Below are 21,720 nucleotides of genomic sequence, written 5' to 3'. Positions count from 1 at the left end.
ACTGTGTTTTTGAAAAATTTTAGAGAAGATATAACCTTTACGGAGTATGAGTTTTGTTTTCTATAGATTGGAAGTAGGCATCACTAATCAAAAAAAATTAGCACTTTTACTATACGCCTAGATTTTTGAGAGATAATAGGGAGAGAATATCGTTATTATACTTTCAGTCGCCGCTTTTTGAATGTACAACTTACTCTATACACACAGATGGAGTCAAGCTAAACCGATAAATCTTGTTATCCAACAATATTATTTTTTATACACCTACTATAATACAATATTCTATGTAAATATTTACAAACTTGTTTTGCTACATCCATTATTGTTTATGCCTCCCAAGTTTAATTTTTCTTTTTCTACTATTATTTTATTTCCGAACATGACAAAAGAAGGGTATATCCACAGTTTATTCCTGAGGTCGATCTTAACCTATTACTAGTAAAACATATATGACAACAGTGGAGAGGAAAACACAAGATTAAGGCATTACTTAGTAAAACTACACTGAAAAACTTTGTGTTATTCAAAATAAGTCAAAATGTTGACTTATTCTGTCCGTTTGCTTATTGATTATCTTTGTTGGAAGGATGTAACAGTTCCAGATCGTTAATGGCTGAATTCACCAAAGCCATAACTATGTATAGTTATTAATACTTAGACAAAAAGTAATTATCCTAAAAGTAAGACTAGATATTATCATTAGAACAATATAAAAAATGTTTAAGTATCAATAATTAAATGTCTAGCACAATAACCTCTGAGCAAGTCAATCAAATAGTTCATAATTTACATCATGATCCTTTTGAAATACTTGGTTGTCATCTTCTGTCAGAAAACAATGACCAAAAACAATGGGTAATTCGAGCATATTTACCCAAAGCGAATAGTGCATCTGTGGTTATTCCTAATAGTCGTCAAGAATATGCAATGCGATCGCACCATCACCCCAACTTTTTTGAGTGTGAAATCGAAGCACCAGAACTAAATAGTTATCAATTAAGAATAAAAGAAGAAAATCACGAAAAAGTAATATATGATCCCTACCAATTCAAAGAAGGACAATTAACTGATTTTGATATACATCTATTCGGGGAAGGTAATCATCATCGTATCTATGAAAAACTAGGCGCTCACGTTATCGAACAAAACGGAGTTAAAGGGGTATATTTTGCCGTTTGGGCACCTAATGCGAGAAATGTATCAGTATTGGGAGATTTCAACTCTTGGGATGGCAGAGAACATCAAATGCGGAAACGTCAGAATATGATCTGGGAGATATTTATTCCTGATCTTAACTACGGAACTCATTATAAATATGAAATTAAAAATTGGGAAGGACACATTTACGAAAAATCTGATCCCTTCGGATTCTATCAAGAAGTACGTCCCAAAACCGCTTCTATTGTTGCTGATTTAGACTCTTATCAGTGGAATGACCAAGATTGGCTAGAAAAACGCCGTAATACAGATCCTTTAACTCAACCTGTTTCTGTTTATGAACTACACTTGGGATCATGGTTGCACACATCTATTGAAGATCCTTTAAAACAATTTGGTGATGCAGCAGAAGTTGTACCTGTTTCTGAAATTAAGTCCACTGCTCGTTTTTTAAATTACTATGAATTCGCAGAGAAATTAATTCCCTACGTCAAAGAATTAGGCTATACTCATATTGAATTATTACCCGTTGCGGAACATCCCTTTGATGGTTCATGGGGTTATCAAGTCACTGGCTATTATGCGGCAACTTCTCGTTATGGTAGCCCAGAAGATTTAATGTATTTCATCGATGTATGTCATCAAAATGGTATTGGTGTTATAGTTGATTGGGTACCTGGACATTTTCCAAAAGACGGACATGGTTTAGCTTTCTTCGATGGAACGCATTTGTATGAACATGGAGATCCCCGTAAAGGTGAACATAAAGGTTGGGGTACCTTAGTATTTGATTATGGACGCAACGAAGTTCGTAATTTCCTTGTAGCCAATGCTTTATTTTGGTTCGATAAATACCACATCGATGGGATTCGGGTTGATGCAGTAGCGTCTATGCTTTACCTTGACTATGATCGAGAAAACGGAGAATGGGTAACAAATCAATACGGTGGCAGAGAAAACATCGAAGCGGTGGAATTTTTGCGTCAAGTTAACGGTACTATCTTTAATTACTTCCCTGGTATCTTATCTATTGCTGAAGAATCAACCTCATGGGCAATGGTATCTCGTCCGCCTTATATGGGAGGTTTAGGCTTCAATATGAAATGGAATATGGGCTGGATGCACGATATGCTAGATTATTTTGCTATGGATCCTTGGTTTCGTCAATTCCATCAAAATAGTATCACATTTAGTATGTGGTATCATCACAGCGAAAATTATATGTTAGCCCTTTCCCATGATGAAATTGTCCACGGCAAAAGCAACATGATAGGCAAAATGCCAGGAGATGAATGGCAAAAATTTGCGAATATGCGCAGTCTATTCGGTTATATGTTCGCACATCCGGGCAAAAAAACCATGTTTATGAGCATGGAATTTGGACAATGGAGTGAGTGGAATGTCTGGAATGATTTGGAATGGCATTTATTACAATATGACAAACATAAGGAACTTAAAAAATTCTTCGCTGATATTAATACTTTATATAAAAATGAACCTGCTCTATATGAATTAGATTTTGAAGAAGAAGGCTTTCAGTGGATTGATTGTAGTGATAATCGTCATAGCGTTGTTGCTTTTCTGCGTCGTGCTAAAAATGGTGAATTTATTGTCATCGTCTGTAATTTTACTCCTCAACCTCATAGTCATTATCGCATTGGCGTACCTCAAGCAGGATTTTATACTGAAATTTTTAACAGTGATTCTCGTGAATATGGTGGAAGTAATATGGGTAATTTAGGAGGAAAATGGACAGAATCTTGGTTTTTCCATAGCTATGGTGATTCTCTTGATTTATGTTTGCCACCATTAGGGGTGTTAATGTTAAAACTTGATGTTAACATAACGAATTCTGTTCATTCTTAACATTTTTCCTTCATGTAATTAAGCAGTAAGTAATAAGTAACAATATATTATATATGAGTTTAAAAACAGAAATAAATTCAGCAGGATTCCTATATTATTATGACTAAGATCAAGTTTAAGTTTAACTCTTTACTAATTATTTTCAGTATAGCTATTCTTTTGTTTTGTACACAAAGTGTTTTAGCTCATATAATCATACCTTTTGATAAACAAGAAAATTCCTCAACAAAAGTAATATCAGCTGTACCGGCAATTATTGCTCAAAAAAATTTGGATAATGTCAAAATAGAGGTTTATGCGGTAAAAAATCTCTATATGTTGAAGGGAGAGGGGGGAAATATGTTGGCATATGTTGGCAATGATGGAATTATCTTAATAGATAGTCAACTTCCTTCATTATCTGAAAAAATCACAGAGGCAATGGCAAAAATTACTCGTCAACCCATTCGTTACCTTATCAATACCCATTATCATTTTGATCATACGGGAGGAAATGAAAACTTTGCTAAAAATGGTGCGATGATTATTGCCCATGATAATGTCATTAAACAGATGAAAGTTCCTCATACTTATGAAGTTTTAGGAATGAATATTCCCGTATCGAGTAATCAGGCTTTACCGAGAATTACTTTTAATGATCAAACTTCTTTGAATCTTAATGATAATCCCATTAATGCTTTTCATGTTCCCCCTGCACACACTGATGGAGATATAGTAATTCATTTTCCTCAACAAAATTTGATTCATACGGGAGATTTATTCTTTAATGGTATGTATCCTTTTATTGATACAGGTGTTGGTGGTTCAGTACAGGGTATGATTAAAGCCATTGATAAAATATTGTTATTATGCGATGATCAATCTATTATTATCCCTGGTCATGGAGAAATTGCCAGTCCTAAAGACTTAATGGCTTTTCAAGATATGCTAAAAACTGTCAATGAAAGGGTTAAAGAGGGTATTACAAAGAATATGACATTGTCAGATTTAATTGAAGCCAAAACTTTAGCGGATTTAGATGAGACTTGGGGTAAAGGATTTTTAAATTCTAATCAGTTTTTAACTATTGCTTATAACGGGTTAAGTCAAAAATAATAGTGTTTTAAAAAGACAGGCAGATTGTGTTTTTTGTGAATCAAATCAAGAAAATTCTCTCAAAAATGCACAAATAAGTAGGTGAGTATAATTAATTGTGGATTTTATTTTTCCTAAGCCCTTGTTACTCAAGGGTTTTAAACTCTTATCTTCCATTGTCTATACACAATTAATTTTGCCTAAGTACTTATTGAACATTTTTCAACTATTCGACTATTCTAACTGTCCAGCTGTCTAGGTTAGTGAGCGATAGTTGAAGCATCATCATTTTCCTTTTGTTAAACTGAGGTTGGGATTAGGGTTAAACAAATTAACCCAGACTTTTTTGAAAACACTTTCCTGTCTGTTTTCTGGTGATCTAACTCAGATATATTTAAGCAGTGTCACTATCCTTATCTTTATCATCTGTTGATTGTTAATTATCAGTTGCCTATGTTAGTTTAGTGTTGGACTTTTATCTTCATAAGTAATCAAAATCACCATGAAATTGCCTTTCACCCCTTTAAGTTCAAGGTTTAGTATTAGCGGTTTATCTATTCGCCGTCACATCGCTACTATAATGTTAACTTTGGCGGTGATGATAATAGGTATCTTTTTTGTTACCACCATTCAAGTGGATTTATTACCGTCTATCACTTATCCACGCATCGGGGTGAGAGTTGATACTGAAGGCATTGTACCAGAAATTGCCGTTGAAGAAATTACTCGTCCATTAGAAGAGGCTTTTTCTGCCACTGAAGGAGTCGAATTAGTTTATTCGCAAACGAGAGAAAATAGTATTAGTTTAGATTTATTTTTCAGAGTTGGCGGTAATATTGATCAAGCGTTAAATGATGCTACTGCTTCTTTTAACCGTGCAAGAAGTCGTTTACCTGATGATATTGAAAGCCCCCGTATCTTTAAATTTGAGCCTTCCCAGTTACCAGTCTATGAATTTGCTATTACTTCTGAAGTTAGAGATATTTTAGATTTAAGAGTATTTGCTAATCAAGAATTAGCTAGAGAATTAACTGTTGTACCGGGGGTAGCTTCAGTAGATATATCTGGAGGAATAGAAGAGGAAGTTAGGGTAGAAATCGATTTACAACGATTACAGGCGTTAGGTATAGGTTTAAATGATGTTCTCGCTGAAATTCGAGATACAAATCAAGATATAGCAGGAGGGCGCTTATTAGGCGAAAATAATGAGCCTTTAACCCGTGTTGTCGGTAGATTTAAAAGTGCTGAAGAATTAAATAACCTTTCTTTTGCTATTCCTAATTCCTCTCAAAGAGTTTATTTGAATGATTTTGCTAACGTTATCGATGGTGCACAAGATCAACGTATTTTTGTGTATCTTAATGGTACTCCTGCGGTAAAAGTGAGTATGCAAAAACAACCCGAAGCCAATACTATTGAGGTGGTAGAATCTATCAAAGCTAAAATTGAGGAGTTAAAAAAAGCGAATACTATCCCTGATGATTTAACTTTATTACCTACCCTTGACGAGTCTATTTTTATTCGTAATGCTATCAATAACGTTATCAGTTCTGGTTTAATTGGTACAGGTTTAGCTGCGATCGCCGTATTATTATTTTTAGGTTCAATTCGTCAGACTATAATTATCGTCATTTCGATACCTATGGCTACCTTAGCGGCGGTAATTATGATGAAAATATTTGGCTTATCTTTAAACGTCTTCAGTTTAGGTGGTTTAGCTTTAGGGGTTGGCATTGTGGTTGATAACTCTATTGTGATGTTAGAAACCATCATCGAAGGCACAGAAAAAATTATTCATGATCCCATTTCCGACAAAGGAATTTATCGCCGACAAATCCTCGAACAATCTATTCAAAGTTCTTCGGAAGTAGAGTCTGCCTTAGTGGCTTCCACCAGCACTAATTTAGTCGCAGTTTTGCCATTTTTGATGATTGGCGGTTTTATCTCTTTGTTGTTCAACGAATTAGTTTTAACCATTAGCTTTGCCGTTGGTGCTTCCATCGTAGTGGCCGTCACTGTTGTACCAATGCTCACATCACGATTATTGGCGATTCAATTTTCCAGTCAAATTCGTCGTTTTTTCATTATTTCATGGTTTAACAAGGCTTTTAATGCGGCTAATAATAGTTATAGCTTTGTTTTAAGTCTTCTGATCAAAATTCGTTGGTTTTTTGTCCTTGGTTTATTTATTCTCTTAGGCAGTACTAGCTTAAATTTTGCTCAACAGTTACCCCAAGAAATTCTCCCCCAAATTAACACAGGACAAGCCAGTGTTTTTGTCCAGTTTCCTCCGAATACTATCCTCGAAAATAATCAAAAAGTGATGGAATTAGTTGATGGAATAATCTTGAAACAACCTGAAACTTTATACTCTTTTACAACCTCTGGCGGTTCGTTATTTGCTAGTAATGTTAATGAAAATGCTTTAAGAGGTTCAAGTACTATTACCGTTAAAAAAGGTACAAACTTGGATGAATATATAACCAAGCTCAACAAAGCTTTCAATCAATTAAACTTAGTCGATACTCGTATTCGTGTCAATCCTGCTGCGGTAAGAGGTTTATTTTTAAATAATTCGCCTGTAAGAGCAGATGTGGATGTTATCTTACAAGGCAATGATCAAGGTTTATTAGAAGATACGGGCAGAAAAATAGTTGGAATTCTCGATGAAAAGGCAAAATTAGTCCAATTTCGTCCTGATGCTGATCCTGCCCAACCAGAAGTGGCTATTATCCCAGATTTACAACGGTTAGCAGATTTGAATCTAAGTATTATAGATATTACTGATTCCTTACAAACTACGGTGAGCGGTTTAGTTACTTCTCAGTTGCAAAGAGGAGAAAGATTAATTGATATTCGAGTACAACTAGATCAAAATCTGGTTAAAGATGCCAATGCGTTATTAGAAGTACCAATTTTTACCAATGATAATCGCTTAATTCGTTTAGGAGATGTCGCAACGATAAGCACAGAAAAAGCCCCTTCCCAAATTCAAAGAATTAATCAAAGACAAGTATTTATTATTACGGGAAATTTAGCGGAAGGAGCATCTTTAGGACCAGGTTTAGCGGAAGTTAACAGCATCTTAGAAACCATTGAATTGCCTCAAGGTATCCGCATCTTGCCAAGTATCGCCGCCGAGAGTAACAAACAATTACAAGCCTCTCTGCCCATTTTAGGAAGTTTAGCCGCCTTTCTAGTATTTGTGGTGATGGCAGTCCAATATAATTCTATTATTGATCCTTTAGTGATTATGTTTACCTTACCCTTAGCTTTATCGGGAGGAATAATCGGCTTATACGTTACACAAACTCCCATCGGTGCAACAGTTATTGTGGGTGCAGTTTTATTAATTGGGATTGTAGTTAATAACGCTATTATTATGGTAGAGTTAGCCAATCAAATTTATGACAAACAACTCCAAAATCCTCATATTGAAAAGCCTAGTCGTTATACTGCCATCCTTCAAGCCTCGTCTCAAAGATTACGTCCTATTTTAATGACTACCATCACTACTGTATTGGGAATGTTCCCTTTAGCATTAGGGGCAGGGGAAGGAGGAGAATTTTTACAACCATTAGGAATTGTGGTATTTTCAGGGTTGTCTTTAGCTACCTTATTGACACTGTTTCTAATTCCTTGTCTTTATCTGTTACTTCATCAACCCTTGACTTTTTCCACTGAAGAAGTTACTTTTATCGAGAAAAAAAATATCTCTCAGTCTTATACTTATCTCGGTTCGACATCGGAGAAACAATGAAGACAAGGTGAACAAATAGAATAGTTCAATAGTAAAAAACTCTGATAAATAAAGATTTAAGACTAATAAGACACCAAATTTTTCTCGCTGAAAAGAATTAAATTTGATAAATAAGTGTCGAAAATCAATTTTAATAATGTTTAAATCAATTCTTTCCTAGTCACCTAGTCTTCTAGTTTCATCTTTGCCAACAAATTTATATCGAACTCAAATCTAATTTAGATTTCATCCCAACCAGAAACCCCAGAGGACATCATATAACTGGTAACACTAGCCTCAAAGAAATTTGCTTTGGTGTTACCTTCTTTTTTGGTGTCAGAGAATTTTTCAAGATGAGTATAAGGACTTTTGCTATAGAGAGGCTCAGTGTAAAGGGGATCTAAGCCAATTGCTCTTAAACGAATATTGGCAAGGTATTTAGTATAACGCTCAGTACTAGATTCTGTAATACCTAAAATGTTATTACCGACAATATGATTAGTCCATTTGCACTCATGTTGTACTGCTGTATCAAACATTTCATAAATTTGATCTAAAGAATAGTTAAATGTTTGCATTGCTTCGGGGATCAATTTTTGATATAATCTCACATGACTTAATTCATCACGATTAATCATTTTAAATATATCAGCAGAACCCGGCATTAACATTCTAGCGGCTAAATTGTAGAAATAAATAAAGCCATTATAAAAGTATAAGCCTTCTAATAAATAATCACTTAAAAGAGCAATAAAATAATTTTCTTTTGTGGGATTATCAATATATTTTTGATAAAATCCTGCAATAAATTCACATCTTGCTGATAAAACTTTATCTGTGCGCCAAAAATCATAAACTTGATCTCTTTTATCACTAGGAATAATCGTCTCAATCATGTACTGATAGGCGTGATTGTGCATTCCTTCTTGAGATATTTGCTCCGCCATACATAGACTAATTTCAGGGGCTGTAATAGAGCTTTTTAAATGGGGAATATTGCAAGTTTGAACGGAGTCTAAAAAAGTTAAATAAGATAAAATTCCTTCAAAAGCACGACGTTCTTCACTGGTTAAATTCCAATAATCAGTAACATCTTGTGTTATATCAAGTTTCTGGGGAATCCAAAAATTTTCTCTCATCTGCTGATATAAACCAATTGCCCATGAATAGCGAACGTCATTCAATTGCATCAAGTTAGTTGTATTACCAAACCAAACAGTTCTATTTTCTATGCGATCATCACCACTCGGATTAAAAATCGGAGTTAGAGGCATTTTCTGGTTAATTGGGTCAAATGTAGCTACCATAAAAGAAAAAAGAGATAAAATAATTGCGGTGCAACTTAGAATTATAACGGATTATTAAGAATCATTAATTGTTTTCTTTTTCAATGGTCAGGCTATCTTCAATACTCACAAACTTTTGATTATAAAGACTCATAGCTTTCTCAACACCATCTCTTAAGCTCAGACAGATGGCATCATGACTTAACATCATTAATTCCTCAATAACTTTTGCTTCAGTTTTAGAAAATTTACCTAAAACATGACTAACTGTTACCTCTTTATGTTCAGATTTGCCGATACCGATGCGAAAACGAGAAAATTTTTGAGTGCCAACATGAGAAATGATTGATTTCATGCCGTTATGTCCACCTGCTGAGCCTGATAATCTTAATCTAATTTTGCCAAAAGGTAAATCCATATCATCATAGATGACTAAACTTGATTCAGCATCCAACTTATACCAGTCTAATACTGCTCTTACAGATTGACCTGATAGATTCATGTAAGTTAGCGGTTTTACTAATCTAATTTTGCGGCGATTAGGTGAAATTCCTTCACAAAATAAAGCATTAAATTTAGTATTTTTTTGCCAACTAAAACCCCACTTATCAGCTAAGTAATCTACTATTTCAAAACCAATATTATGTCTAGTTTTTTCGTATTTTTTTTCTGGATTTCCTAAACCAATTATTACTTCAGGAATAACTATATTTTTCTCACTCATTTTTCTGAATAAATTATTTAATTACTAATTTCTCATTACTCTACCCAACTACTTCGCCAGGCAGATTCAGCTTGAGCGATCGCATATTGTCTAGTTATTTTTTGATATTCTTCATCAAGAGTGTCTAATTTTTGAAGAAGATTAGTAATTTTTTGTCTCGTCAAATTTAAGGCTGAATTATTAAATTCAATTTCTGTTAATCTTAAACAAATAGCGGTAATAGGTGTAATATCAATATTTTCTGACTTGTCTTCTTTTTCAATTAAAAGACTCAATAAATTAGGTGAACCACTTACAATAGAAGTATTTTCTTCCCCTTGTAATGCCATTTCCAGAATTTTACTTGGTATTTTATTCGGCAAGATACCAGCATTTTGTAAATATTTATTGGTGTGATGAGAAAGATTCATTAAACATTCTTCAATACAGTCTTCAAGATTTATTTGAAATTTAATTAAATCTTGTGGATTTATATCTATATCTGTAGAAATATCCTCATTATTCGAGTATTTTTTTTGGTTATTTTCTTGATTTAAAGATGTTTCATCATCATTTTCCATGACAATTAAAGAAGAAAAAAAGTCAAAAATATCACGATAAAAACTTTGAATAAATTGATTATTAGAACATTCTATTGATTTTAAATTATCGATAAAGTCTTGAATAAAAATATGATTAAAAGTTCTAATTTTTTCCTGTAATTTCATTCTTTCTTGATAACTTAAACGAAGAAAAGAATCAGGATATTTTTGTGTACAAACTTGATAAGTAGCCAATACTAATTGACGATTAACAATGGTACTAAAATTTTGAAAATAATCTTTATATAAACTCTGTAAATTATCGGCTAAATCCTGAATTTTAGTATTTAAAATAGTCAAATCATCACTTAACTTCTTGATTGATTTACTCATTTTTACTTACTATTTAACGAAATCATAAATTGTTAATTGTTAATTGTTAATTATTTAAGTCCTGCTTGAGCGGCAACTTCTTCAGCAAAATTAGTTTCTTGTTTTTCGATGCCTTCTCCTAAGACAAAACGGGTGAAACGACGTACTTGAATATTTTCACCAATCTTAGAAATTTGTTGAGTAATTAATTCTTCTACGGTGATAGCTTGATCACGAATATAGGGTTGACTGAGTAAACACATTTCTCCCAAACGCTTTTGAATTCTACCTTCAACGATTTTTTCTTTAATATTTTCAGGTTTATTACCTAAATCATCTCTACCCATTTCAATTTCTTTTTCCTTCGCAACGATATCTTCAGGAATATCATCAATCTTAACATACTCAACATTAGGACAAGCTGCAATTTGCATAGCGACATTTTTGGCTAAAGATTGGAAATCTTCTCTACGGGCAACGAAGTCTGTCTCGCAGTTGACTTCAACAATAACACCAATTCTACCACCAGTATGAATATAACTTTCGACGATACCTTCGGCGGCAACTCTACCAGCTTTTTTCTCAGCAGAGGTAATACCTTTTTGACGCAACCATTCAGTGGCTTTTGCTACATCACCATCATTTTCTACGAGGGCTTTTTTACAATCCATCATCCCCGCATTAGTCTTGTCTCTAAGTTCTTTTACTAATTTTGCAGATATTTCAGCCATAATATTAATACTATTTTTAGTTTAAATCATCAATAATAATCATTACACGAATTGACCCTAACCCTGAGAGTATTTTCATATTACTCAACAGAGAAAGGGTAAACAACGGAGGAAAACACGAGGAAAATATGATAAATCACTTAAATTCCTAATGCTTTATTCCTCATTCATTATTCTTCTTCACCACCATCAACATTTTCATCATCATCTTCATCATCGTAATCTTCATCATAGTCAACTTCACCACTAGCTAAAGATTCTTCAAATTCATCGAATCTGCCTTCAGCAACTGCTTTACCATAACGTCCTTCATAAATTGCATCAGCTAATTTACCGATAATCAATTTGATGGAGCGAATTGCATCATCATTAGCAGGAATAGGGAAATCTACTAACTCAGGATTACAGTTTGTATCTAACATAGACACAACAGGGAGATTAAGTTTTTGACACTCTTTGATAGCATTATGTTCTCTGCGAATGTCAATAATAATGACAATATCAGGAACACGACGCATATCTTTGATACCGCCGAGATATTTTTGTAACTTAGCAAGTTCACGACGTAAAACAGAAGCTTCTTTTTTTGGTCTTCTGTCTAAAGCACCACTTTCTTCTAATTCTTCTAAATCTTTAAGACGTGCTACTCTGGATTTAATAGTTTCCCAGTTGGTAAGCATACCACCTAACCAACGTTGATTAATGTAAAATGCACCACAACGACTAGCTTCTTGGGCTATAATCCCCGCTGCTTGACGTTTAGTACCAACAAAAAGTACTTTTTTACCACTTTCTGCGGCTTTTTTAACATAAGCATAAGCCTCTTCCATTAACTGTGCAGTTTGCACTAAGTCAATGATATGTACACCATTTCTAGCGGTGTAGATATAAGGTGACATTTTGGGATTCCAACGACGAGTTTGATGTCCAAAGTGAACACCAGAATCTAATAGCTCTTTTAAGCTAACTACTGACATTTTTTTTCTCCTTTTTCGGGTTTATCCTCCATCCGGGTTAGTTCTATTTCTGATTTTTAGAAACACCCGACATCCCAGATGTGCGAATTTAGACAACTTTACAATTTTATCATAAATTTTATTATTTTTCTAGGTATATTGAAGATCTTTTAAACTAACATTTCTAAGATTTCAAAAAAAAAGACTATGACACTTAATAGTATTTGGACACTATTCACAGCCATGGTTATATTGGCTTTAATTCCTAGTATCAGTGTACTAACAGTGATAACAAGAACAACTATGTTTGGGTTTATTCATGGCATTGTTACCATTGGAGGGATATTGATGGGTGATATTATTTTCATCTTGATAGCCATTGGCGGTTTATCTTTTCTCGCTGAAGTTATGGGAGGTTTTTTTGTAGGAATAAAGTATTTTGGAGGTGCTTACTTAATATTTTTAGGAATAAAACTATGTAAGTCAAAATCAAATAATACCATTACGGAAAAATCCATCAACTCTTCTTTATTATCTAGTTTTTTGACAGGATTATCGATTACATTGGCAGATCAAAAAGCTATTTTATTCTATCTTGGTTTTTTTCCTGCTTTTGTTAATTTATCGCAAATATCTTATCTTGACATAGGTATTATTCTAACAACAGCAATTATTGCAGTAGGTGGTGTTAAGATTATCTATGCACTTATGGCAGATAAAATTAGGTTATTTTTTGATGACAAAACTAGAAAAAAAATTAATATTTTAGCTGGTGGAATGATGATTTTTATCGGATTATTTTTATTCATAAAATTTTAGAAAAAATAAAGTTTTATAAATATGAATGATAACTTTTTTTATTTAAAACTCCAGTTTTTGTGCATTAAATAATTATAAATATAAAAAACTATCGCCACCATTAAACTAGCATAAACTATCCAAATGTTCAATATTTTTACAAAAATAAACATTGCCAACAAATTAGCAATAAAACTGGAAGTCATCACAGCATAGTATTTATAAATTTCTTTAAAAATATTAGTATTAGTTACTTTAAAGGTAAAATATTTATTAAGAAAAAAACCCAATAAATTGGAAAAGAAAAAGCCTATAATAGTCGCCATCATTTCTTCCACAGCAAATTTATCAGTCAAAAACCATAAAATAAATACATTGAAAGTTAGGCATAAAGCACCAACTAAAGTAAATTTAATGATTTCTTTTTTTTTATCAATTGTTTTTTTTAAAATTTGCCCATAAGAATTAATTTTCATACATACTTATCTAGTTATCATAAATTCTTTTACTTATCAAGATAATTAAAACAGATTTTTTCTAATTTATCGGCTATTTCTTGCCAATCAAAAGATTTTGCTCTTAATTTCCCATTTTTACTCAATTTTTGCCATTGGGATTCATTATATAATAATTGGGCGATCGCTTCACTTAAATCATGTTCATCAGGATTAACTGCAATACCTTCGATACCATCTCTCACAATTTCTTTCACAGCACTTTCCTGACTATGACAATAAATAACTGGTATTCCTAGTGCCATAGCTTCAAGAGGAAAAATCCCAAAACCTTCCCTTAAAGATGGTTGAATAGCAATTTTTGCTTGACTTATTTCCTGCCAAACTTCTTCTATTGTTTCCAATTTTCCTCGAAATATCACTTTATTTGCAATACCTAATTTTTGCGCTAATTTTTCTAATTCTTCTCTATTATTACCCTCACCAATTATTTGTAAAATTACTCCTTGATGATTATAAATTTCGCTAAAAATTTTCACAGCTTTTAATAATAAATCAACTCTTTTTTCTCTAATTAATCTTCCTGCATAAATTAATGGTGGCATATCGTCAACATGATCGGCATTTAATGATGAGATAAAATCGAGATTAATGCCATTACTAACTATTTCTATTTCATCAGATTTATGTCTAGCTTTCCGTAACTTTTCAGCAGTAAATTCACTAACACAAATAACTTTATTGCCTAATTGTGCTGCTAAAACCTCAATATTATAATAAATAAACCACGTCCAATTTTTTATATAAGACTTCCAATATCTTCCCCAATATTCATGCCAAGTAATAATAATTTTTTTCTTAAGTATTTTTGTCCATAAAATTAATAAAAATAAGTGAATATAAGGAATATTATCTACAAAAATAATGTCAAATTGTTTCAAGGGTAAAGTTAAGATAGCAAAAGCATATTTTAGAGAAATGAAAGCTGTTCTTTGACCTAAACTATTGTATAAATTTTCGGCAAAAGGTAAAGGAATTATTGTTACATTTAAAGGATGTTTTTTTTCTTTCACCCAACCAGCTAAAGTTACATTATGACCTTTTTCTATCAAAAATTTTGCTAGTTGATAATTACGAAATTCAACGCCCCCTAAAGAATCTGGATAAATACAATCATAAATAAAAATAATTTTTAGGTTTTCTTTTTCTTCTTTCATTAGTAAATTAAAATCATGATATAAAATAACTATTTTATAGTAAGCAAACTTTAAATAAAACTATAATATTTAAAATAATAAAATTTTTGAAAAGTTTCACATACAGATCTTTTCATCTTTAAATGTTTTGATCGACAGTATTTTTACTATTATTATATACTATAATAATAATGTTTTTTTCTAAATTTTGAAAGGATTTTGCCAAGTTTTTTTGCCGAAATTTTACTGAACTTTAAATAAAATTTTTCAGTACTGAGGGATAATCTCACACCAGTTTTTAACTTTACCTTCTTTGACTTCTTAATTTATCCTTTTAAAAAATGACTCAAAATCTGGAATATTTAATAATTCTTCCGTTGAATCGAGATTTTTTTTAGCTTCTAATTCTTGGACAAAATCCGCCACTAATATTAACTTTTCAAGAGATAATTCATCTATATATTCTTTTAATTCACTACGAATTTTAGTTGTATTCATTGTTTAAAATATCATCGAAATATAAAAAGTATTGAAAACCCCTTTGCTATGATCAAGACGAAAGTTGCTTATACATCACCAGTGCATCAACTAAGCCTAATTTTGAATGCCTAAACCCATTAGGTAAAATGCCAATTACCTCAAAGCCTTGTTTTTTCCATAGTTGAATAGCTGGTTTGTTCGTAGATACAACTAAATTGTATTGCATATATAAAAAACCGTGAGCAATAGCTTCTCGTTGAGAATGAAGGCACATTTGAGACGCAATACCTTGCCTTCGTGCATTTTGAGCAACAACATATCCACAGTTACATACATGAGAGCCTAGTCCGGGTTGGTTAGGTTTTAAATAATATGTTCCAACAATGTTAGCATTATCATCAATAGCTATATAGGTTTGAGTCGGAATTTCCACCCAAATTGTATAGGCTTCCGCTTCTTTTATATCGGGGGGATAAGGATAAGTTTCACCCTCTCTAAATACTGGTTCAATTATTTCCCATACTTCCTTCCAATGAATTCTGGAAAAAGGAATAACTTTAATCATAAACTTAATTTTATATAGTCAATGTCATTATACTATGAGGTTTTTTGTCTATAGAATGAGTTATTATCAGAATAAAGATAAAATGTAAAACAATGCAAATAATTCATCATCGTCACCTCAAACATTTGTAATTCTAATAAGTAACCTGAGTTTTGGTTAAGCAGATTAAGGTAAAAGCCATTCTAAACGGAGACTCGGCTTTTTTGCTTGGTGAGAATATGCGATTAATCCACATAATAAGTTGACACAAAAATTTATTGGTGAACGATGGCGTGAATGTTCTATTTGTGAGATATTCTTTAATTGATCATTAATGGTTTCGACAATCGATCGCTTACGAGATAGTAATTTGTCGTGAAGACGCATTAATTTGTTTTTCATGTTACGTTTCCTCTTGGCAAAAAACTCGATTCCGTAATCTTTCAAAAGTTTGGTCGTTAATTTTTGAGATACATAACCTCCATCAGCAAACACTTTACCCCAAAGTTTTTGGAGAAGATCAATTACTGGTTTTCGGTCATCCATATTTCCCCTAGTCAGACTCGACTCATATGGAGAATTTCTCCCAGTTCATTGACTACTAGATGAAGTTTAAAACCAAAAAACCAATCCACAGAGGTTTTTCCTCTCGCCCCTAAATCCTGAAATACCTTATGTCGTGAAATACGTCGATTATGACACACTTGAATCTTCGTAGAATCAATAAAACTAATCCCTGTACAATTGCCAAAGCAATGTTTGAGATAAACACCTGAGGGGGCGACAATGAAGGTAAACAGACGATGGCATAAGAGATTGAAGCTGGTAATCTGGATAAAAATAAGATGTTTTTAGTTTTTATATTAATTACTATAGAAAAAGATGTTTCAACTTCCCCAATTTTATCAGGAGTATTTAAAAAAACAGTTTAATTTACCTCAATATTTAACTCTTTGTCTTTTAGTTAATTTACTTCAAAATCTTAAAACTGTTAGGTTAGAAGAAATGGCAAAACTTTTTCCTTATCCGATTAAATTAAGAAGTAGAATTAAAAAGTTACAAAGATTTTTAAGTCTGAAAAATTGGAAAGTTGAAACCATATGGTTTCCGATTTTAAAATCATGGATTATGAACCAATGGGAATCAAACAAAGTAATTTATTTAGTCATTGATAGAACACAGTGGCAAAACATTAATATATTGATGGTAAGTTTAGTTCATCATCAAGGAGCTATCCCTGTATATTTTATCTGATTAAATAAAAAAGGAAGTAGTAATTTATCAGAACAAAAACAAGTATTAGAAGCAAGTATTAATTTATTAATTGAATATAAAATAATCGTTTTAGGAGATAGAGAATTTTGCTCTGTGGATTTAGCAAAATGGTTATCAGTAGAGAAACAGGTTTATTTATCTCTACGTTTAAAAAAGAGTGAATATGTGGAGTTAGAAACTGATATATGGTTTCGATTGAGTGAATTAGGTTTATCTCCAGGATTCTCCGTATATTATCGAGGAATAAAAGTTACAAAAACCAAGGGATTCTCAGGAATTAATTTAGCAGCAAAATGGAAGAAAAACTATAGACATAAATCGAGTAAACAGCCATGGTTTATTCTCACAAATTTAGAAAGTATGTCGGAAACAATCTCTGCTTATTCCAAAAGAATGGGTATTGAAGAAATGTTTAGAGATTTTAAATTAGGAGGTTATAACTTAGAAAGTACAAAACTTGAAAATGAACGACTAATTTCTTTAATTATACTGATAACATTATCCTATAGTTATTCAACATTTATAGGAGAAGAAATTAAAAGAAAAGGAATAAGTGAATATCTAGTTAGACCCACAGAAAAAAGAAGAAGATATAAAAGATATAGTGATTTTTCTATTGGTTTAAATGGGATAAAATGGCTAAGTGAAATCTGCTTTTTTCAAGAACAATTAGATAAGTTAACCTCTTTATTTCCTCAGAAACAGTCCTATTATCGTCAAGGTATGAGGGCTATTTCCCTTATCCAATCTGCATTCTGAATGTTCTGTCGCCCCCTCAGGTACCAAACTTAAAAGTTTTGCCGAAAGTAAGCTCCCGAAGTGTTCTCTGACGCTCAGGAGGATAAACAGTAAGTAACATCAACATCAGGAATTTTTGTAAACTCTTCGCTCTTTGAATATTGTCTTTTGGAGTTTTCTCTAAGTATTGCTTATTGTTTTTTTCTTGTAACGAGTATAAGACGGATACTTACTCATGATAGTGCCTCCTAAACAAAACTAGCAAACCTGTTAATTAAATCCATTACCAACCCCTCACGCCCTTCACTAACAGTAGGTAAAAAACAGAAAACCGCCTCCTCCAACCCCTTAATATTATCCTGAAACCAACCCCTTAAAAAATGTTGCACCTCAACACTCCCCCTATAAAAATCATCCTCCAAAATCTCACAACCATCCAACAAAATAACAATATCCTCAACATCCTTCGACAACCGTAAATCCTTACCCCTTCCCAAAAAAGCCTCCACCTTAGTCGCCAATAGATAAACAGGGGAAAAAATCTCAATCTCTCCTCCACTCGGTAAAACATAATTAATACAATTATTCATGCCCTCACCATACCAACTATTAGTAAAACCCAGAATAGTAGCAGTACAAGGCATAATATCAATAATCAAATTATCATACTGCCACCGACATAAAGGAGCATTTTTTACCCTAGACTCCTCCAACCCTACCTCTCGTAACTTTTGTGCCAAAGCATAATACTCCCCCCGTGAAAAAACCTCTACCACACAATCCACATCTAAAGTAGGGCGAAGTTCATCCCGTAAAATTTCATCCACATATAAAATAATAGTCGCCCCTCCAGTAAAAACAAACCTTGTAGGAATATTTACCAAAAGTGCCGCTATTCTTTCCAAACTTTCAATCTGGGGATTAGTCATCAAACCTCTTACTTAACTCAATAGTTGCCGCTTCCACCTCTCTTACCCTACCAACCCGTAAACTATCCACCAAAGACAACAACTCATAAAACGGCGGATCATTTTCCACCACTTCAGGCACAGAATGATATAAAGGGATAATAGCTTGTCCTTTTACCTTCCCCCTTCCATAAGCCCAAACATAAGCCAAATCATCATTTACCATCAATAAATCCCTTAAAGGTTGAGCCGAATGAGCCGTAGGCACACCACGCACCAATGCCCCCGCCTTCGCAGGAAAAACATACTTTAACCCATGTACCAAAAATTCCAATAAAGCACCCCTAAAAATTTTTCGTCTCTCAAGATGATATAAATGACATTCCTGACAACGTATTAAAGCATCATATACCACCGAAGAACTAGCCTTAATACTTTTTGCCAACTGCTGATAAGTCCACTCATCCCCCAAACAATGAACCTTCAACAACACAACTATATCTTGAGGTTTCAACATTAACATTAACTAAACTAGATCATTTACTCTAATGTTATTCTAAATTCGAGAATAAAGAACAAAACTACTCCAAAAGCACCAATCAGCATAACTACCATATCTATGAATCACCTACCGATAATAATATTCTGTTATTCTAAGGGATAGCGAAGAATCTCAAAGTATTGATTTTTGGTTAAAATACCTAAGTCCTGTAAAAGAGTAAAATTCCTCCTGTTAGTGTATGTATTCCCACCTCTTTCCGTTTCTCCTGATGGAGCAGTCTCGAAAATTGCTAAGGTTACACCACATCCCCCAATATCGCCATAATATCTGACTCCAATACTTTTATATCCGATTCAATTTCCGATAACGATCAAGGTGGCTGATAAACATAAAAATGACGATTCAAAGGAATTTCATAACCCACCTTAATTTTACCTTTACTAAAATCAATCCAACCATCTGGTACATGGGGTAACACTTCCTTTTCAAAATATGCCAGACAATGCCCCTTAACCAAACTAACCAACTCATCCACATTCGCATCCTTAGCATCTTTTACGTAATCCAAAGGCAAAGGCAAACTAATGTCAGATGGTAAAGGTACTATCTCCGTATTCCTTAAATTACTATCAGGCTCAGGATTTCCCTTACTATCCCGACAGATTTCCGCCTTTTCGTCCACTTCCCCTAAAGCCGTAAAAATCGCTGTTAATACCCCCTTTGTTAGTTTTAGACCTTTTTGCTTCAAAACCTTGTTTAAATCCTTACTAAACTTATCATAGTTCAAATAGAGCTTATTTTCATCAAGGGATTGCAATGCCGAAATAATTCTCTGTTGCAAATTTTGCCCTAATTCTATTTCTGACAGCATTGGTGATTTTAGGTATGAAGAAGACTAAAAGTAGGTCTCCCTAAAGGACGAAAAGGAATTGGTATATCTTTAAATTTGAGATAGTGAATCAATAGTGAAACAGAATACTTTAAAATCTCCATGGATTTTGAATAACATAAAGTTTTTCGATGTACTCTAGCAAGATAATGTCTTAATCTCGTATTTTCTCCCTCCACTCTGGTCATGTATGTTTTACAGATGATTTGGTCGCCCTCAGGAATAAAGTTTCCATAGACTTTCCACCCGTCTGTTACATAAAAATAACAATGCCATTTTTTTACTTGCTTCCACAACGGTCTAAATGTTTTTGCACTTCTATCCCCTATGACCTATTCCAATATACCCTCGTGAAAATGATCTACCGCTGTCCATCGCCAGATTGGTTTTTTTTTGAGCCGACAAAGGTTTGCAATTCATCTAATTCTCCAACTTCTGGTAGCGTTTCTGGATGATAGCTCTGTGGCAAAATTTGACCCACTGCTTTAACCCAAGAGATGATCGTTGTATGATGCACCTGTTTAATCCTCCCAATAGCTCGAAAACCCATACCATTGACGTACATTTTTAAGCATTCTTTTCTGAGATCATCACTATAACCTTTACCACTGAGTTGTTCTGGAGCTATAAATTGTCCGCGACAATGAACACAAATATGATTTTGTTTTCCTTTTTTTATGCCATTTTTATTGATATTCTTGGAGCCACATTCTGGACATTTCATGTTTTTTTACTTCACTTTTTTCCTCTTTCTATCATACCCTCATTCACCAACGCCGTCGTTTAGAATGGCTTTTACCTCAATCTGCTTAACCAAAACTCAGGTTAATTAGTCTTGGAAATTGTTTTAGAAATACTAATAAATATTTTTTTAGCCATCCTTCAAAACTTTATGTATTTAAACTTCCTGTAAAAATCATTGAGGCAATAAAGTCTTTTTGTTTTTTCCTTCACTAACGCTAGTCAATTCTCTCTTTTTCCTTATTTTTCTCCATAAACTTTTGTCCCTCTTTTTGATCATCTATAAACACAGCTACTTTCTTCTTCAGATCCTGATTCATCAATGAATACTAAACTTTCTATTCCATCGTAAGTATAACTAATAGCCTATAATAACTTCAAATACTTGAATTTTATCAGAACGAAACAATTGGTTAAATTTGACGAAAAAAGGTTGAAATATATTGAATATATAAGAATTCATCAGTGATTTAAGAATATTTTGAGCATTTTCATTTCAGAATACATTTTTATTCTTAATACTTCCAGTTTTTCAGCTATTTTCAGAATTATCAATTTATTTTTTCTTGATACTTGATTCGGAGTTTAACAGAAGATGATTATAATCTAATTTTCTTCTGCTTTTGTTTAAGTACTAAACTAAGTACCCTAATTTTACTTTTGCCGAATTTAAAACATTGTTATAAATAGATAACATCATTTAATTAACATAACTTTATAAAACTTCTCATAATCTCAATCATCTATGAAAAGCCTATTTTTAAACA

The 21,720-nt window shown here is 32.9% G+C and carries 17 protein-coding genes and 3 pseudogenes; 6 read left to right on the top strand and 14 right to left on the bottom strand.

Annotated features, from left to right (window positions below; all coding sequences use genetic code 11):
- The first annotated feature begins 738 nt into the window (after positions 1-738).
- The 3 genes from glgB (at position 739) to GM3708_RS02335 (ending at position 7,858) form a co-directional block, all read left to right on the top strand.
- A complete protein-coding gene (glgB, locus tag GM3708_RS02345; protein ID WP_066343814.1) occupies positions 739-3,024 on the top strand; it encodes a 1,4-alpha-glucan branching enzyme in 2,286 nt (761 codons plus the stop codon).
- Between the two features lie 99 nt (positions 3,025-3,123).
- Positions 3,124-4,119, top strand: a complete 996-nt coding sequence (locus tag GM3708_RS02340; RefSeq protein WP_066343813.1) for an MBL fold metallo-hydrolase — start codon at positions 3,124-3,126, stop codon at positions 4,117-4,119.
- A gap of 481 nt (positions 4,120-4,600) precedes the next feature.
- Entirely contained in the window at positions 4,601-7,858 is a 3,258-nt protein-coding gene (locus GM3708_RS02335; protein WP_066343812.1) for an efflux RND transporter permease subunit, read from the top strand.
- A gap of 218 nt (positions 7,859-8,076) precedes the next feature.
- On the opposite strand, the gene GM3708_RS02330 is transcribed toward GM3708_RS02335, so the two are convergent.
- The 5 genes from GM3708_RS02330 to rpsB form a co-directional block, all read right to left on the bottom strand.
- Complete coding sequence (locus tag GM3708_RS02330; protein ID WP_144439348.1) at positions 8,077-9,111, bottom strand: ribonucleotide-diphosphate reductase subunit beta; 1,035 nt, start codon at positions 9,109-9,111, stop codon at positions 8,077-8,079.
- Between the two features lie 97 nt (positions 9,112-9,208).
- Positions 9,209-9,847, bottom strand: coding sequence for an aminoacyl-tRNA hydrolase (pth, locus tag GM3708_RS02325; RefSeq protein WP_066343809.1), 639 nt, complete (start codon positions 9,845-9,847; stop codon positions 9,209-9,211).
- A 35-nt stretch (positions 9,848-9,882) separates the two neighbouring features.
- Positions 9,883-10,761 (bottom strand): hypothetical protein, encoded by an 879-nt coding sequence (locus tag GM3708_RS02320; RefSeq protein ID WP_066343808.1) that lies wholly within the window; start codon positions 10,759-10,761, stop codon positions 9,883-9,885.
- Between the two features lie 50 nt (positions 10,762-10,811).
- Complete coding sequence (gene tsf / locus GM3708_RS02315) at positions 10,812-11,471, bottom strand: translation elongation factor Ts (RefSeq protein WP_066343807.1); 660 nt, start codon at positions 11,469-11,471, stop codon at positions 10,812-10,814.
- Positions 11,472-11,641: 170 nt separating this feature from the next.
- Positions 11,642-12,448, bottom strand: coding sequence for a 30S ribosomal protein S2 (rpsB, locus tag GM3708_RS02310; RefSeq protein ID WP_066343806.1), 807 nt, complete (start codon positions 12,446-12,448; stop codon positions 11,642-11,644).
- A 186-nt stretch (positions 12,449-12,634) separates the two neighbouring features.
- Between rpsB and GM3708_RS02305 the strand changes: the two genes are divergently transcribed.
- On the top strand, positions 12,635-13,246 hold the full coding sequence (locus GM3708_RS02305; protein ID WP_066343805.1) for a LysE family translocator: 612 nt from the start codon (positions 12,635-12,637) through the stop codon (positions 13,244-13,246).
- Between the two features lie 38 nt (positions 13,247-13,284).
- Here the strand turns inward: GM3708_RS02305 and GM3708_RS02300 are convergent, their stop codons facing one another.
- The 5 genes and pseudogenes from GM3708_RS02300 to GM3708_RS02285 all read right to left on the bottom strand — a co-directional run.
- A complete protein-coding gene (locus GM3708_RS02300; protein ID WP_066343804.1) occupies positions 13,285-13,701 on the bottom strand; it encodes a GtrA family protein in 417 nt (138 codons plus the stop codon).
- 29 nt (positions 13,702-13,730) lie between these two features.
- Positions 13,731-14,897 carry a glycosyltransferase family 4 protein gene (locus GM3708_RS02295; protein WP_066343802.1) on the bottom strand — a complete coding sequence of 389 codons (1,167 nt, stop codon included), beginning with the start codon at positions 14,895-14,897 and terminating at the stop codon, positions 13,731-13,733.
- Between the two features lie 300 nt (positions 14,898-15,197).
- Entirely contained in the window at positions 15,198-15,374 is a 177-nt protein-coding gene (locus GM3708_RS18805; RefSeq protein WP_173644988.1) for a hypothetical protein, read from the bottom strand.
- A 52-nt stretch (positions 15,375-15,426) separates the two neighbouring features.
- The gene (locus GM3708_RS02290) at positions 15,427-15,921 is read right to left on the bottom strand and encodes a GNAT family N-acetyltransferase (RefSeq protein ID WP_066343801.1); all 495 of its coding nucleotides are present in this window, start codon (positions 15,919-15,921) and stop codon (positions 15,427-15,429) included.
- Positions 15,922-16,086: 165 nt separating this feature from the next.
- Positions 16,087-16,679 (bottom strand): annotated as a pseudogene (locus tag GM3708_RS02285) (IS982 family transposase); the annotation flags it as partial.
- 103 nt (positions 16,680-16,782) lie between these two features.
- On the opposite strand from GM3708_RS02285, the gene GM3708_RS19190 reads away from it, so the two are divergent.
- A complete protein-coding gene (locus tag GM3708_RS19190; RefSeq protein ID WP_231933031.1) occupies positions 16,783-17,154 on the top strand; it encodes a hypothetical protein in 372 nt (123 codons plus the stop codon).
- 15 nt (positions 17,155-17,169) lie between these two features.
- Positions 17,170-17,934: pseudogene (locus GM3708_RS19185) on the top strand (IS4 family transposase); the annotation flags it as partial.
- Positions 17,935-18,161: 227 nt separating this feature from the next.
- On the opposite strand, the gene GM3708_RS02275 reads toward GM3708_RS19185, so the two are convergent.
- The 4 genes and pseudogenes from GM3708_RS02275 to GM3708_RS17745 form a co-directional block, all read right to left on the bottom strand.
- Positions 18,162-18,842 carry a nucleotidyl transferase AbiEii/AbiGii toxin family protein gene (locus GM3708_RS02275; protein ID WP_066343800.1) on the bottom strand — a complete coding sequence of 227 codons (681 nt, stop codon included), beginning with the start codon at positions 18,840-18,842 and terminating at the stop codon, positions 18,162-18,164.
- Positions 18,835-19,338: a hypothetical protein gene (locus GM3708_RS02270; RefSeq protein WP_066343799.1), complete on the bottom strand. Its 504-nt coding sequence runs from the start codon at positions 19,336-19,338 to the stop codon at positions 18,835-18,837. Before GM3708_RS02270 ends, GM3708_RS02275 begins: the two co-directional genes overlap by 8 nt.
- A gap of 355 nt (positions 19,339-19,693) precedes the next feature.
- Positions 19,694-20,194, bottom strand: coding sequence for a hypothetical protein (locus tag GM3708_RS02265; protein WP_066343797.1), 501 nt, complete (start codon positions 20,192-20,194; stop codon positions 19,694-19,696).
- 8 nt (positions 20,195-20,202) lie between these two features.
- Positions 20,203-20,936 (bottom strand): annotated as a pseudogene (locus GM3708_RS17745) (IS1 family transposase).
- Between the last annotated feature and the right edge of the window lie 784 nt (positions 20,937-21,720).

The sequence above is a fragment of the Geminocystis sp. NIES-3708 genome, from assembly GCF_001548095.1.
In the GTDB taxonomy this organism is placed as follows: Bacteria; Cyanobacteriota; Cyanobacteriia; order Cyanobacteriales; family Cyanobacteriaceae; genus Geminocystis.
The sequence above is the reverse complement of the archived record's forward strand: the minus strand, read 5'-3'. Positions and strand labels throughout refer to the sequence as shown.